The following is a 14,450-nucleotide window of genomic DNA, read 5'->3' on the forward strand; positions in this document are numbered from 1 at the left end:
GGCCCGCAGAGCCCCGGCCGCGTCGAGGCCCACGCGTGCCATCGGCGCGTCCACGCCGATGGCACCGATCCGCAGCCGGACCGGCTCCGCGCGAGGCAGCGCCGGGACCGCGCGGCGGGCGGGGTCCGCGAAGGCCCGTGAGAGACGGCCGGACTCCACAGCGGTCGAGCCCGCCCGCGGCGCCCGGCGCTCGGACGGGCCCTCGTCGTACACGCCGGAGATCAGCAGCACCGTACCCGCCGCCAGGGCGCAGGCCAGCCCGAGCCGTGCGCTGAGGTACGGATCACGGGAGGCGCCGATACGGCGTCCGAGTCTCGACACGAGTCCGGGTGTCATCGCCAGGCCCGGCGGTCAGGCCCGGATGTCGTCCGGGCGGCGCCGCATCAGCACCAGCCCGCCGGCGGCGGCCGTGGCCAGCAGTCCGCCGCCCAGGGCGAGCCCCGTGCCGCCGTCCTCGGCCGGCCCGAATCCGGCGTTGACCGAGCCGCTCGGAGAGTGACCGGTGACCTGGTACGTCTCCGTGACCTTGGTCAGCGGCGGACATTTCAGGGTGACGGTGTCGCTGCCCGCCTCGGCTCCTTCCGGGATCTGGAACTCGCCGGTGAGCTCCCCCTCCTCACCTTCGAAGAGGTGGAAGTCCCCGCCCACCTCCGACTGCCCCTTGCCGTAGTCCGCGTCAGGGTCGCAGGCGCTCGTACTGACCGTGACCGTGGAGCCCGGGGTGGCGTTCCACGGGTTGATACGGACATCCGAGTCCTCGGCGGCAGCGACCGGGATCTGCAGTCCGAGGGCACCGAGAGTCAGACCGATACCCGCACCTATGTTTCTGTAACGCACGCGAATCCTCCAAGAGAACGGTGTCCGGCCTACCCGGCGCAGCGCATCTTTCGCGCTCTGTCCACGAGGCAACCGACAGCCCGGGGGTTCCGCAACCTGGCGCATCACCACATATGTCGCCCGGTCAGGTGCCGGGACGGCCCTCCCCGGTACCCCTGCGCAGGTCATCGACGCGGAGATCGTCTTCAGCGATCACCCGCCGCCGCGTCGCCATCATGGTGAATGGCCGTCATGACGCATGCTCCTGAGTCGCGCGTTCACCGTGCCGGCGGGGCGTTCTCCCAGCGGCGGGTGACCGTGCCGATGTCGCGCGCCGCCTGTTCGGCGGCCGCGTCGGCACCGCGTACCGCCGGTGCGAACTCCACGTGCAGGAACGGCACGTCCCGGGCGTCGAAGACGCGGCCCTGCATGTTCTCCGTGCCTTCCAGCGGGCAGGTCCGGGCCCAGGCCCGGCACACCCGGAAGCCGTGGGCGCTCAGCGCGTCGGCCAGCGCGCGGCCGTCCTGACGGCCCTCCCGGCCGGCGCCGGTGGAGGCGATGACGTCGTAGTCCGGTGCCGAGGACGCCGCGAAGCCGTGCAGCTGGACGCCCGGCATCCCCCGGCGGGCCAGTTCGGCGCACACGGCGTGGAAGACGGTGTCCCGGCGGTGCGCCACGTCGGCCGAGTTGCCCTCGCCCGCTTTGCGATGTGCGCCGGCGATGACGAGAACGCCACCCGGCGCATCGCGCAGGACGCGTACGGCGAGCTGCTCCGTGCCCTGGTCGGCGACCGGGTGCGGCACCTGTACCGACCAGCGTGGCCGGTGGTCGAGATCGAGGTAGAACCGGCCCCAGCCGCGCGGTGCGACGGAGTCGTCGGTGCGGTCGGCGACCTCGGTGTAGCGGCGCCCGGACACCTGGTCGGTGATGGTGCGCACGGTGAAGTCCCGTTGAGAGAGCTGTTGCTCAGCCTCGTCGCGGCGACCGTCGAGGAGCAGGCCGACGGCCGTGGCGACGGCCGTACGGTCGGCCTTGGCGGGCTGCCGGTAGCCGTGCCCGGGACCGAATCCGCGAGTGAAGTCCGCCACCGAGCGTGCCAGGTCGGTGCGCGGCGCCCGCCCGTCCTCACGGTGGTCCGCGGCGGCCCGGTCCGTCGTGCGCGCGGTGCGGAGCAGCACGGCGCCGGCCCCGGCGAGACCGGCGACGACGAGGAGAATTGTTGCGATCGTTATGGTGCGTGAGCATTTGGCTCTCATGGTTGTATCAAGATATCCCGGTGAACAGACGCCGCAGCCGCACGCTGCTGACCTTGCTGAGCCCGCTCGTCCTCCTCGCCGGAGCCGCCAGCTGCGGCCTCCTTCCAGGCGGCTCGGACGACCAGGGCGGTGGGCGTTCCTTCACGGTCGCGGCGGCCGGGGACATCCTGATGCACCCCCAGCTCATCGAACAGGCGCGCAAGGACGCCAAGACCACCGGCGCCGGGGTGGCCGGACTGGACTTCGGGCCGCTGATGGCCGGGATCGAGCCGGTGATCGGCAAGGCGGACCTCGCGATCTGTCACTACGAGCCGGTGATGGGCACTCCCGGCGGCCCGTTCGAGGGGTTCCCGGACTTCCGTACGCCCCCGCAGACCGCGACGACCATCAAGAAGCTCGGCTACGACACCTGCTCGACCGCCTCCAACCACACGCTCGACCACGGGTACCAGGGCGTGAAGCGCACCCTGGACGCACTGGACGCGGCCGGGGTGAAGCACACGGGCTCCTTCCGCACGAAGAAGGAGTCGCTCACCCCGTTGGTCATGGACGTCAAGGGCGTCAAGGTCGCGCAGATATCGTTCGCGTACGGCTTCAACGAGCCGCACCGGCTGCCCGCCGGCAAGCCGTGGCTGGCGAACCGGGCGAGCCTGAAGCGCATCGAGGCGGCCGAGAAGCGGGCCCGCGCGGCCGGCGCCGAGGTCGTGATCCTCTCCGTGCACTGGGGGCGTGAGCACCAGCCGGACCCGTCGGCCCAGCAGGTCACCTTCGCCCGGGAGATCGCGGAGAACACCGGCGTCGACCTCGTGATCGGCCATCACGCGCACGTCGTGCAGCCGATGGAGAAGGTGGACGGCACCTGGATCGCCTACGGGCTCGGCAACCAGATCGCGCGGCACGAGTCGCCGACCGGGCTCACGGAGGAGGGGGTGATCGCCTGGTTCGCGTTCACCGAGCACGGCAAGGGGCACTGGGACGTCCAGCCGCGCTTCGAGCCGACGCTGCTGCAGATCCCGCCGGACGCGGAGAACGCCTCCGGCGGCACCGCGTCCGCCACCGACGACGTGCGGGACTACCGCCTGCTGGACGTGCCGGCCGTGCTGCGGGACGGCCAGGGACTCACCGGCCGCCAGAAGGCCCGGCTGCGGCTGGCCTTCGAGCGCACGGAGGGCACCCTGCTCAACCGGGGCGCGGGCGGTGACGGCCTGAAGGCTCTGACACCGCTGCCCTGATGACCGGATGAGCGACTCAACCGGTCGGCAATGACCAGAACGTGACAGATGTTGCGTAGATCACGTGAAGATCGATGCAACCTTGCGGCTCCTTTTCGGGTCTCGCTTCCGGACACACCCCTGGTGTCACACCTGTGCCGGAACACGGCACATGCACCACTCAGCCCGAGAGGACCGTCCCTTGGCCTCACCGCCCACGGCGGGGCAGCACCGAGCCCGCCGCCGCGCCGACATGTCGTTGATCGGTGGCATCCGCCCACCGATCGCGGTTCTCTGCGTGCTCCTGCTCTCACTCGCGGGAGTGACCGTCCTCGCGCTGGGACGTGTGGACGGCGCGGGGGTGTCCAAGGCCGTGCTGACCTCCCAGCAGCACTTCGCCGAGGACGGCGCCATCGCGCTGCGTGCCTCCATCGACGAGTCCGTCACCGACCTCACCCGGTCCGCCGAACTGTTCAGCGCCGGGTCGCCGGTCACCGGTGACGCGGCGCTCGACAAGCTCGGCAGCACCTACCAGAAGTGGGCGGGGACGGCCGTCGTCGAGATCCGCAGCGGCAAACTCGTCGCCGCCCGCGGCGAGACCGTCCCCCTCACCTCCGTGGACACCTCCACGCTCGGGCAGAAGGACGGACTCGCGCCGCGCATGGTCCGGCTGCGCAACGGGGAGACCCGTCTGCTGTCGTTCGCCCTGCTGTCCTGGCCGGGCAGGCCGCAGCTCCTGCTGGTCGCCTCCAGCAATCTGCAGTTCCCCGGCATCAGCCTCGGCCAGTTCCGTTCCATCGCCGTGGTCGACGGCGACGGAACGATCCTCAGCAGCGACGGCATCGCCGAGCCCGAGCAGGCCCGCACCAGCGCCGACCGCAAGGCGATCAAGGCCCAGCGCGAGCAGCTCGACGCCTTCGCGCGCAACGCGGCCCGCCGGGCGCAGCAGGACCCGCGCAGCACCAAGGAGCCCGGCAGCGGTGGCTATCAGGGCGTCAGCGGCAGCCTGCTCGGCGGGCGTCCGCTGAGCGACCGGTCCGTCGCCGGATACGCCACCCTCGCCTCGCCCGAACCCGGCGAGGTCACCACCGCCTCCGGCCTCGGTCTGTCCGTGGTCGCCATGATCAAGGTGGACGAGGACTCCGGCCGCGCGGGCTCCACCGTCTTCGGCGTGCTGGCCGGCGGCGCGCTGCTCGTCCTGGGCGCCGCCGCCGTGGCGCTGCTCCTGGGAACCGTGCAGCGTCCGCTGATCCGGCTGTTCCTGGAGTCCCGCCGCCTCACCCGAGGCGATCTGACCAGGCCCGTCACGGTGCCCCGGTCCGGGGAGGCGCACCGCATCGGCCAGGCACTGGAACGGCTGCGCCGTCAGATGCTCGGGGAGTCCCCCGACGACAGCGGCCGCGCGCCGCGTCCGCGCGGTGTGCGCGGGGTGGGCGTCCGGGCCCTGCTCGTGGTCTGCGCCGTACTGCTGCTCGCCTGGTCCGCGCCGTTGATGCTGCTGCTCAACCGGGCCGACGGCACGACCACCGTCCCGCAGCAACTCGTCAGCGACCAGCGCGAACGCACCCAGACGCTCAGCGACCGGGTACGGCGCGCGCTCAACGAGGGCGAGGCCGACCTGCAGTCCGTCGGCTCCCTCATCGGTGACCGGACCGAGCCCGCCGACATGGACGAGGTCCTGAAGCGGACGCTCGACGAGAACACCCGCTACCGCTCGCTCTACGTCGTCGACGCCTCCGGCCGCGTCGTGGCCCGCGAGGGCGACGAACCGCGTCTGTCCGGCTCCCGGCGCACGTCGGCCACGCCCCTCAGGCTGCTCGGCCGCGGCGACAAGGAGCCCCTGGTCGTGGGCACCGCCGCGATTCCCGGCGCCAAGGGCAGCCACCTGGTCGGGGAGTTCCGCATCGAGTTCCTGAACGCGCTGCTGGGCCGGCCCGGCATGGGCGTCGTGCGCCTCGTGGACGACCGGGGCGCGGTGATCGCCGGCAACACCGGCTTCCTCGCCTTCCAGTCGCTGCCCGACAGCCACCTGAAGGACCTCGTCACGGCCAGTGGCGAGAAGCTCGGCAAGAAGGCCAGGCCGAACGGCGTGCTCTACCGCGACCACGGCGTACGGATCGCCGCCGCCGCCCCGTTCGCCGGCAGCGGCCCGGCCCAGTCGCTCGGCTGGAGCGTGGTCTCCTGGCAGCCGGTGGGCAGGCTCGCCATCCCCGGGTACGACATGCAGAACCGCACCGTGCTCGCCGGTCTGCTCGGTGCCGCCGCCGCTGTCGCCTGTCTGGGCTGGCTGCACATCGTCGTCGCCCGCCCGCTGCGCACCCTGGCCGACCGGAGCGAGGCACTGGCCGACGGTGACCGCAAGACCGTGCTCTTCCCTCAGCACCACGACGAGGTCGGAGCCGTCACCCGCTCCCTCGAACTCATCCGTCAGCAGTTGCAGGCGCAGCGCCGCAGGCAGCCGGCACCCACCGGGCGCCCGGCGGACCAGCAGTACATAAGGAACTGATCACACGTGCTCTTCCTCTACGCCGTGCTGCTGGTGTGCTGCGCGATCCTGCTCGTCGCGGGCATCGTCGAGCAGCGGCGGCACTTCACCAACCTCGACCAGATACCCACGCGTGTCCTGGTCAACGGAATCCGGGGCAAGTCCTCCATCACCCGGCTGTGTGCGGGCGCGCTGCGCGGCGGGGACCTGACCACCGTCGCCAAGACCACCGGCACCGCGGCCCGGTTCATCCACCCGGACGCCACCGAGGAGCCGGTCTACCGCAAGTTCGGCATCGCCAACGTGGTCGAGCAGATCGGCATCGTGCGGCGGGCCGCCGCCTACCGGCCGGACGCCCTCGTCATCGAGTGCATGGCCGTCATGCCCGCGCTGCAGGAGATCAACCAGTCCAAACTGATCCGCTCCACGATCGGCGTGCTGTGCAACGTCCGTGAGGACCACCTCGCCGAGATGGGCCCCACCCTGGACGACGTGGCGCGCTCGCTGTGCCGGTCGATGCCGGAGGACGGCATCTGTGTCACCGCCGAGAAGGAACGTTTCCACATCCTCCAGGAGGAGGCCGACGCCCGGAACTGCCGGCTCATCTACGCCGACCCCGAGACGGTCAGCGACGAGGAACTGCGCGGATTCAGCTGGTTCACCTTCAAGGAGAACGTCGCGATCGCGCTCACCGTCGCCGAACTCCTCGGTGTGGACCGGGCGACGGCCCTGCGAGGGATGTACGAGGCCCCGCCGGACCCCGGTGTCCTCTCCGTCGAGCGCTATCTGACGCCCCAGGGCAAGCGGCTCCGCTTCGCCAACGTCTTCGCGGCCAACGACCCCGAGTCGACGCTGATGAACATCAACCAGCTCCTCGACCTCGGGGCCATCCACCGACCGCTCAACGTGGTCATCAACTGCCGCCCCGACCGGGTCGAACGCAACGGGCAGATGGGCGAGATCATCCCCGACCTCGACCCCGAGCACGTCTTCGTCATCGGCCACCCGGCCAAGTCCGCCATCGACGCCATCCCCACCGCCTTCCGGTCCCGCGCGGTGGACCTCGGCGGCGACAAGCGCGATCCCCAGGAGTTCATGGCCTCGCTGCTGGAGATGGCCGGCGAGTCCTCGCTGGTCGCGATCGGCAACATCCACGGTCAGGGCGAGATCCTGCTCGAGCACCTCGCCGAACTCCCGGCCGACGAAAGCCCCGACGAGCCCGCGAACAGGCCGGACGAGCCCACGGACAGGGCACCGGCCCACCCGCCGGAGCGGCCCGAACCCGTACACGTCGAGACCATGCCGCTCTACGTCCCCCGGATCGACCCCTACCAGCGGTATCCGCAGGCGTACGAGGAGCGTTACGGCGGGCAGCCCCAGCCCTACGGGCAGCAGACGGAACAGCAGCCCTACCCCGACCGGTACGACGCCCCGGACGCGCACCACCAGGCCCCGGCAGCGGAGCGTGGCCTCTTCGAACCCCGAGTACCGCCCATGAACCCCGCCGGCGACGACCGGCAGTGGCACAGCCCAGGAGAACAGCGTTGATCCCCTCCGTCCTCACCCCCGAGATCGCCGCCATCGGCATCGGCCTGGGGCTCATGTTCTCCCTGATGTGCTACCTGACGACCAATCTGTCGCCGGGCGGCATGATCACGCCGGGCTGGCTGGCGCTCACCCTGATCGAGGACCTCCAGCGCGCCGCGCTCGTGGTCGGTGTCACCGTCCTCACCTACGTGACCACGCTCCTGCTCCAGCGCTACGTGATCCTCTACGGCAAGCGGCTCTTCGCGGCCGTCGTGCTGAGCGGCGTCCTCATCCAGGCCACCGTGATCATCGTGCTGCAGACGGAGTTCCCGCTCCTCTACGCCAACCAGACGCTCGGATTCATCGTGCCGGGCCTCATCGGCTACCAGCTCGTCCGCCAGCCCAAGGGCGCCACGCTGCTGTCCGTCGGCGGCGTCACCCTGGCCACCTATGTGGTCCTGACCGCCGGCATCCTGCTCGGCGCCATGCCGTCCGCCTGAATCCGCCTGCCCCCCACTCTGGAGCACCCACATCATGCCGAAGCGCAAAGGCAGCCCCGTCGTCCACGCGGCGACCGTGCTGGCGCTGCTCGCGGGCAGCGCCTACTGCACCTACGAACTGCGCAAGGACCAGCAGGACAAGGTGACCGTGCACACGGTCACCGACAACGCGCCGGCGGCCTCGGGCAAGCACGTCGGACAGCAGACCTGGGAGCGGCTGAACGCCCCCGCCCGTTCGGTGCTGCGCGACGGCAAGGGCGCGGTCGTGGCCAGCTTCACGGACGGGGCCCGCACCGCCGTCATGAAGGGGCCCTCGCGCACCTTCGTCGAACCCGCCGGAACCAGCACCAAGGTGGTCACCGACGACTGGGTCCGTCTCATGCCCGAGCCGTGGACCAAGGGTGCCCAGAACCAGCAGTGGTTCAAGGACTGGTTCAAGGACAACTACGGCGGCCAGCAGGACGACATCTTCGCCATCGCCTTCCAGTACGTGCAGGGCGCCCCGGTGAAGAAGGACGCGCAGGGCGTCCCGTACGCGGGCGACGCGGTCTTCGGCCCGTACAAGCCGGACGGCGTGGACCGGTTCGAGCAGAACGACTTCTACGACTACCTCGGCATCCCGTACACCTTCCGCAGCGGAGTCACGATGCAGCCGCACCAGGACCGCTACCGGGCCCTGGACTGCTCGGGCTTCATGCGGATGGTGTGGGGCTACCGGTCCCGGTTCCCGCTGATGGCCACCGACACCTCGGGCGACGGCCTGCCCCGCTCGGCCAACGGTATGGCCCGCTCCCGGACGGGCGTGGACATCATCGCGCTGCAGGGCGCCGCGCCCTGGTACGAGCGACCGAAGAACACCGACCACCTGCAACCCGGTGACCTGCTGTTCTTCAAGATGGACCACCGCACCGGCGACCACATCGACCACGTCGGCCTCTACCTGGGACTGGACGCCGCGGGCCACAAGGTCTTCATCTCCAGCCGCAAGGAGCAGAACGGCCCCACGATGGGGGACAAGGGCGGCGTCTCCCGCATCGACGGCAGCGGCTTCTACGCCGGGCTGTTCCGCAGCGCGAAGCGGCTCTGAGGCAGCCCCGCCCCGACGAGCACAGGGCCGGTCACGGAGGAATCCGCGACCGGCCCTGAGCCGTTTCGGGGGCCGGGGTCCGCCTGGTGCCCTCTGGCGCAGAACGGTCACCGGCCGGAAACATGTCGACATAGGGACAGGGGTAACAGTTCCTGTCAGCCGACATATTCACCCGGCCAATGAACCCGCCCCGCACCAGGGGCGACCGGCCCACGACCTCGATCCGCGACGAACAGCGCGCACGCATCCCGAGCCGTCATCGCCCGCGCCCGCGGTCCGCCCCTTCCGGGCCCGCCCCCGCCAGGAGATTCCGAAATGTCGCACGACAGCTCCGAGTTTCCCCCCGACCGGCCGCCCTTCGGCCATCCGGGCCCCGTGAACGCCTCCCCGCGCGCGCCCGCCTGGTCCACCGGGGACGGGCCGTCCCGGCCGGACCAGCGGGGCCGGCGCTCCGGACCGCACCGCACCCTGCGCCTGCTGCGCCGCGCCTACCGCTGGCAGCGGCGCGTCGCCGCCCTGACCGCCCTCGGCTACTTCGCCGCGTTCCTCGTCCTGACCGTCAGGGCTCCCTGGCTGATGACCCGCACGGGGCCCGGCGGCCTGCCCACCGGTCTCGTCCTGGCCCTCGCCCAGATCCCCGTCACCTGGCTGGCCGTCCTGCTCTACGAGGTCACCGCGTACCGCTTCGTCGACCCGCTGGCCCGCCGCGCCCGCCAGTCCTACCCGGCGCCCGCGCACCGGGAAGGAGCCCGGTGACCGTATTCGGCGGTTCCGCGCAGTCCTGGTCCCTGGCGGCCTTCTGCTCCGTCGTCGCGCTGACCCTGCTGCTCTGCGTGCTCACCGGCCCGGACACCGACGACCTGGCCGAGTTCTACACCGGCTACAAGTCGCTGTCCCCCCTGCGCAACGGACTGGCCATCGCCGGGGACTACATCTCCGCCGCCACCGTGCTCACCATCGGCGGCATCATCGCCCTGTGCGGCTACGACGGGGTGGTGCTCGCCCTCAGCGCCGTGCTGTCCCTGCTCCTGCTGATGTTCCTGCTCGCCGAGCCGCTGCACAACACCGGCCGCTTCACCATGGGAGACGTCCTCGGCCACCGCCACCCCGCGCGCAGCGTCCGTATCGCCGCCTGCGCCGTCACCCTGGTCGCACTGGTCCCGATGATGGTCGTGCAGCTCGCCGGAGTCGGTGAACTCCTCTCCTACGTCCTCGGGTTCACCGAACCCGCCATGAAGAACGGCTGCGTGGCCGGGGCCGGGATACTCATGATCAGCTACGCGGCGCTCGGCGGGATGCGCGGCACCGCGCTCGTCCAGATCTTCAAGACCGTGATGCTCCTCGCCTCCGGTCTCGTCGTCAGCGGGCTCGTCCTGCACACCTTCGGCTGGAGCACCGGGGACCTCTTCCGAGCCGCGGCGCACCGCAGCGGGGCCGGCCCCGCCTACCTGCGCTGGGGGCTGCAGTACTCCGCCAGCCCGCACCCCGCGCTGGACATGGCCAGCACCCAGTGCGCCATCGTGCTGGGCGCCGCCTGCCTGCCGCACGTCACCATGCGCATGTTCACCGCCGGGACCCCGCGCCAGGTCCGCCGGGCCATGTCCTGGGCGGTCTCCGCGGTCACCCTGTTCATCCTGATGCTCGTACTGATCTGCACCGGGGCCACCGCCCTCCTCGGGCACCCGCGCATCACCGGGGCCGACCCGCACGGCAGCACCGCCTACCTGCTCGGCGCCCGTGCCGCGTTCGGCACCGACCTCTCCCGCCCCGAGAGCCTGCTCTTCGCCACCGTCACCACCGCCGTCTTCCTCACCCTCCTCGCCTCCGTGGCGAGCATGACGCTCGCCTGCGCCAACGCCCTCGCCCACGACCTGACCGCCTCACGCGCCACCCCGCTCCCGCCGGCGCGGGAACTCACCCTCGCCCGCGTCTGTGCCCTGCTGGTGGGCATCCCGGTGATCCTGGTGGCGGCCCTCGCCCAGCACCGCAGTCTGCAGCCGCTGGCGACGCTCTCCTTCACGCTGGGCGCCTCGGCGATCGCGCCCGCGCTCCTCTACACCCTCTTCTGGCGCCGCTACACCCGCAGGGGCCTGCTCGCCACGCTCATCGTCGGCTCCCTCACCGTGCTGGCCCTGACCCCGGGCACCACCCTCGTCTCCGGGTCCCCGCTGTCCGCCTTCCCCGAGGCCGACTTCGACTGGTTCCCGTACAACACCCCCGCCCTCGCCTCCATCCCCGCGGGCTTCCTCGCCGGCTGGCTGACCAGCCTGTTCGCCGGGGGGAAGTCCGCCGAGCGGGAGCGGACCCGTTACGAGTCCGCCGAGCACCGCCTGCTGACGGGCCCGCCGTCACGCGACCGGACCCCGTGAACCGGGGCGCGGGCCGGGCGCGGTGCGCGTCCGGCCCCCGGTCAGGCCGCCATCCGGCGGTTGTACGAGGTGCCGGTGGCCGGCTGCTGGGACTCGGGGTACCGGGCCGCCACCGTGTGCCGGATCTTCTTGCGCAGGGCGGTCGGGCGGATGCCGTGCTCCTCGTTGTGCGCCTCCTGCAGGGCCCGGCGCCGGTTCGTCTCGTCGATGGCGCGCAGCATCGAGGGCGTCATGCGGTCGGCGTACATGTGCACCTCACCGCTGACGTTGCGGGCCGCGCGGCCGATCATCTGGATCAGTGCCGTGTCGGAGCGGAAGATCCCGTCCTGGTCGGCGTCGAGGATCGCCATCAGGGAGACCTCCGGCAGGTCGAGTCCCTCGCGCAGGAGGTTGATGCCCACCAGCACGTCGTACTCACCGCGGCGCAGATCGGCCAGCAGCTCGACGCGGCGCATGGTGGTCACGCCGGAGTGCAGATAGCGCACCCGGACGCCCTGCTCGTCGAGGTACTCGGTCAGCTCCTCCGACATCCGCTTGGTCAGCGTCGTCACCAGGGTCCGCTCACCGCGGGCGGACCGCTCACGGATCTGCGCGAGCAGGTCCTCCATGCGGCCGGCGGTCGGCTTGACCGTCACCAGCGGATCGAGCAGCCCGGTCGGCCGGATGATCTGCTCGACCACCGCGCCCCGCGCCGCGGTCAGCTCGAACCGGCCCGGCGTCGCGGACAGGTACACCCGCTGCGGGCAGCGCGCGGCGAACTCCGGCCACGTCAGCGGACGGTTGTCCATCGCGGAGGGCAGCCGGAAGCCGTGCTCGACCAGCGTGCTCTTGCGCGCGGCGTCGCCGTGGCTCATCCCGGACAGCTGGGGCACCGTCACATGCGACTCGTCGATCACGACGAGCAGGTCCTCGGGGAAGTAGTCCAGCAGCGTGGACGGCGGTGCGCCGGGGGCGCGCCCGTCCAGGTGCCGGGAGTAGTTCTCCATCCCGGAGGCCACCTTGGTGTGCCGGATCATCTCGATGTCGTACTCCGTGCGCGTCTGCAGCCGGTCGGCCTCCAGGAGCCTGCCGCCGCGCCGCAGCTCCGCGAGCCGCCCGGTCAGCTCGGCCTGGATGGAGTCGGCCGCCGCGCGCATCCGCTCGGGGCCGGCGTGGTAGTGGGTGGCGGGGAAGACCCGGGTCCGCCCGACGGTCTCGCGGACCTCGCCGCTCTCCGGGTCGACGACGGTCAGCCGCTCGACGGTGTCGCCGAACATCTCCACCCGCAGCATGGTGTCCTCGTAGGCGGGGTGGATGTCGACGGTGTCGCCCCGGACGCGGAACCGGCCGGCGGCCGGCGCGGAGTCGGTGCGCGTGTACTGGATGTCGACCAGCGCCGCGAGCAGCTCCTCGCGGTCGAGGGTGTCGCCCACCGCCAGCCGGAAGGACCGGTCGAGGTACGACTGGGGCGTGCCGAGTCCGTAGACGCACGACACGGACGCCACGACGATCACGTCACGGCGGCTGAGCAGTGACCAGGTCGCGGAGTGCCGCAGCCGGTCGACCTCCTTGTCGGAGACCGACTCCTTCGCGAAGTAGGTGTCGGTGCTCGGGGCGTACGACTCGGGCCGGTAGTGGTCGTAGAAGGAGACGAAGTACTCCACCGCGTTGTGCGGGAACAGCTCGCGCAGCTCGTTGGCGAGCTGGCCGGCGAGGGTCTTGTTCGGCGCGAGCACGAGGGTGGGGCGCTGGAGCTTCTCGATGAGCCAGGCGGTCGTCGCGGACTTGCCGGTGCCCGTGGCGCCCAGCAGGACCACGTCGGACTCGCCGGCGCGGACGTGTGCCTCCAGCCCGGCTATCGCCTGCGGCTGGTCACCGGCCGGGGTGTGGCGGGACACCACCTGAAAGGGCCGACCGGTGCGGATGACCTGGTCGGCCGTGTGCTCGGCGAGTGTGATGCGCCGGTTCTCGGACGGGAATGCCATGAGTTCGCTCCTGTAACTCGATGTAACCGCACAGAAGCGGACAAATCTGATGAGATTCTGTCCATTTTGGGTATTAGATCCTATCTTGTCAATGTCCAATCCTCGACGGTGTCCGTGCCGCGCGTCACCCGGCGCATCACCCCGCACGTCACGCCTCCGACGCGGCCAGATCGTCGACCTGGCCGCTCCCGCGTCAGCTGTAGACGAGCAGGTAGTCGCAGGTCCGCGTGCCGTCGTGGATCGAGATGTCGCTGTTGAGGACGTAGAAGGCGCCCGCGAACCCGCCGGCGGCGTTCGTCTTGGGCACGACGATCATGGTCTGGTCGGCCATGCTCAGGGAGTTCGGCCGCACCACGTTCGTGTAGAGCAGGCTGAAGAGGTTGTCGCGGAGGTTGGGGAGCCGCAGGGTGCGGTACACCCGGTCACCCGCCGACCCCGTGACGGCCGCCTGGTTGGCCGGCGCCGCCCACTGCGACGGCGACGTGGCCATACGGCCCTGCGACTCCAGCTCCTGCAGCCGCCGCTGCGTGCTCGCCCGGACCCCGGCCATGTGGATGTGGAGCTGGTCGAAGCGCCGCGCGCTCTGCGAGTTGATCCCCAGCCCGATGTTGGCGTACTGCACGGGGACGCTGCCGCCGCTGCGCGCGTTCTCCCACGCCTCATGCCAGTAGTTCGCCACCCCGCCGGTCTCCAGGAACGGGCACTCGATACCCGTGATGCGGCACGTGGGCAGCAGGAGGTAGTTGTGCGTCGTCTCCGGCTTCCCGTGCAGCACCACGTAGTTCGGGGTCATCTTCAGGCAGTCCGGCTTGGGCTGCGGCGGGGGCGGGACCGTGCCGTTGGCGCAGTACTGCACGTCGTGCCAGAGCGGGTCGTTGTCGGTGGGCCTGCCGCACAGGCCCTGGAGCTGCGAGGGCGGACACGCGGCGGCGCCGCCCGGCGGCGGGGGAGTGGTCGGGCAGGTGTCGGGCACCGGGCCCGCGCCCGTACCGTCCGCCGCCGCGGCCGTGCCGCCCACCGCGGCCGCGCCGGTCAGGAGCGTCGCGGCACCGAGGGCGCCGGAAAGCGCCACGAATCGACGCCGGGGTACGTCGTGCGCGTTCTGCTGGTCACTCATGGGGGATCTCCGATGGGATTACCGCTGCCTTGGGGGGTTTTTGCAGGTTAGGCGGCGGAATGTGAATCGAGGTGATCGACCCGTCGGCTGAATGAGTGAGTGCGGGGAGGCGCGGCGA

11 protein-coding genes and 1 pseudogene are annotated in these 14,450 nt (G+C 71.2%); 7 read left to right on the plus strand and 5 right to left on the minus strand.

Annotated features, from left to right (window positions below):
- From ABZ898_RS05710 to ABZ898_RS05720, 3 genes and pseudogenes are all read right to left on the minus strand, one after another.
- Positions 1-321: pseudogene (locus ABZ898_RS05710) on the minus strand (hypothetical protein); the annotation flags it as partial.
- Between the two features lie 30 nt (positions 322-351).
- Positions 352-837, minus strand: a complete 486-nt coding sequence (locus ABZ898_RS05715; protein ID WP_361653154.1) for a sortase — start codon at positions 835-837, stop codon at positions 352-354.
- A 257-nt stretch (positions 838-1,094) separates the two neighbouring features.
- Positions 1,095-2,072, minus strand: coding sequence for a hypothetical protein (locus ABZ898_RS05720; protein WP_361653156.1), 978 nt, complete (start codon positions 2,070-2,072; stop codon positions 1,095-1,097).
- A 20-nt stretch (positions 2,073-2,092) separates the two neighbouring features.
- Between ABZ898_RS05720 and ABZ898_RS05725 the strand changes: the two genes are divergently transcribed.
- From ABZ898_RS05725 to ABZ898_RS05755, 7 genes are all read left to right on the plus strand, one after another.
- Positions 2,093-3,304: a CapA family protein gene (locus ABZ898_RS05725; protein WP_361653158.1), complete on the plus strand. Its 1,212-nt coding sequence runs from the start codon at positions 2,093-2,095 to the stop codon at positions 3,302-3,304.
- A 232-nt stretch (positions 3,305-3,536) separates the two neighbouring features.
- The gene (locus tag ABZ898_RS05730) at positions 3,537-5,789 is read left to right on the plus strand and encodes a HAMP domain-containing protein (RefSeq protein ID WP_361653833.1); all 2,253 of its coding nucleotides are present in this window, start codon (positions 3,537-3,539) and stop codon (positions 5,787-5,789) included.
- Positions 5,790-5,795: 6 nt separating this feature from the next.
- Positions 5,796-7,316: a poly-gamma-glutamate synthase PgsB gene (gene pgsB, locus ABZ898_RS05735; RefSeq protein WP_361653159.1), complete on the plus strand. Its 1,521-nt coding sequence runs from the start codon at positions 5,796-5,798 to the stop codon at positions 7,314-7,316.
- The gene (locus tag ABZ898_RS05740) at positions 7,313-7,795 is read left to right on the plus strand and encodes a poly-gamma-glutamate biosynthesis protein PgsC/CapC (RefSeq protein WP_161187662.1); all 483 of its coding nucleotides are present in this window, start codon (positions 7,313-7,315) and stop codon (positions 7,793-7,795) included. Before pgsB ends, ABZ898_RS05740 begins: the two co-directional genes overlap by 4 nt.
- 34 nt (positions 7,796-7,829) lie before the next feature.
- A complete protein-coding gene (locus ABZ898_RS05745) occupies positions 7,830-8,882 on the plus strand; it encodes an NlpC/P60 family protein (protein WP_361653162.1) in 1,053 nt (350 codons plus the stop codon).
- A gap of 315 nt (positions 8,883-9,197) precedes the next feature.
- Complete coding sequence (locus ABZ898_RS05750; protein WP_361653164.1) at positions 9,198-9,638, plus strand: DUF485 domain-containing protein; 441 nt, start codon at positions 9,198-9,200, stop codon at positions 9,636-9,638.
- Positions 9,635-11,251, plus strand: coding sequence for a cation acetate symporter (locus ABZ898_RS05755; protein ID WP_361653166.1), 1,617 nt, complete (start codon positions 9,635-9,637; stop codon positions 11,249-11,251). The genes ABZ898_RS05750 and ABZ898_RS05755 overlap by 4 nt, the downstream gene beginning before the upstream one ends.
- A 41-nt stretch (positions 11,252-11,292) precedes the next feature.
- Here ABZ898_RS05755 and uvrB read toward each other — a convergent pair whose 3' ends face one another.
- On the minus strand, positions 11,293-13,215 hold the full coding sequence (gene uvrB, locus ABZ898_RS05760; protein WP_361653168.1) for an excinuclease ABC subunit UvrB: 1,923 nt from the start codon (positions 13,213-13,215) through the stop codon (positions 11,293-11,295).
- Positions 13,216-13,408: 193 nt separating this feature from the next.
- A complete protein-coding gene (locus ABZ898_RS05765) occupies positions 13,409-14,332 on the minus strand; it encodes a CDP-diacylglycerol diphosphatase (protein ID WP_361653170.1) in 924 nt (307 codons plus the stop codon).
- Positions 14,333-14,450 lie beyond the last annotated feature (118 nt).

This window comes from Streptomyces sp. NPDC046860, from assembly GCF_040645115.1.
GTDB lineage: Bacteria > Actinomycetota > Actinomycetes > Streptomycetales > Streptomycetaceae > Streptomyces.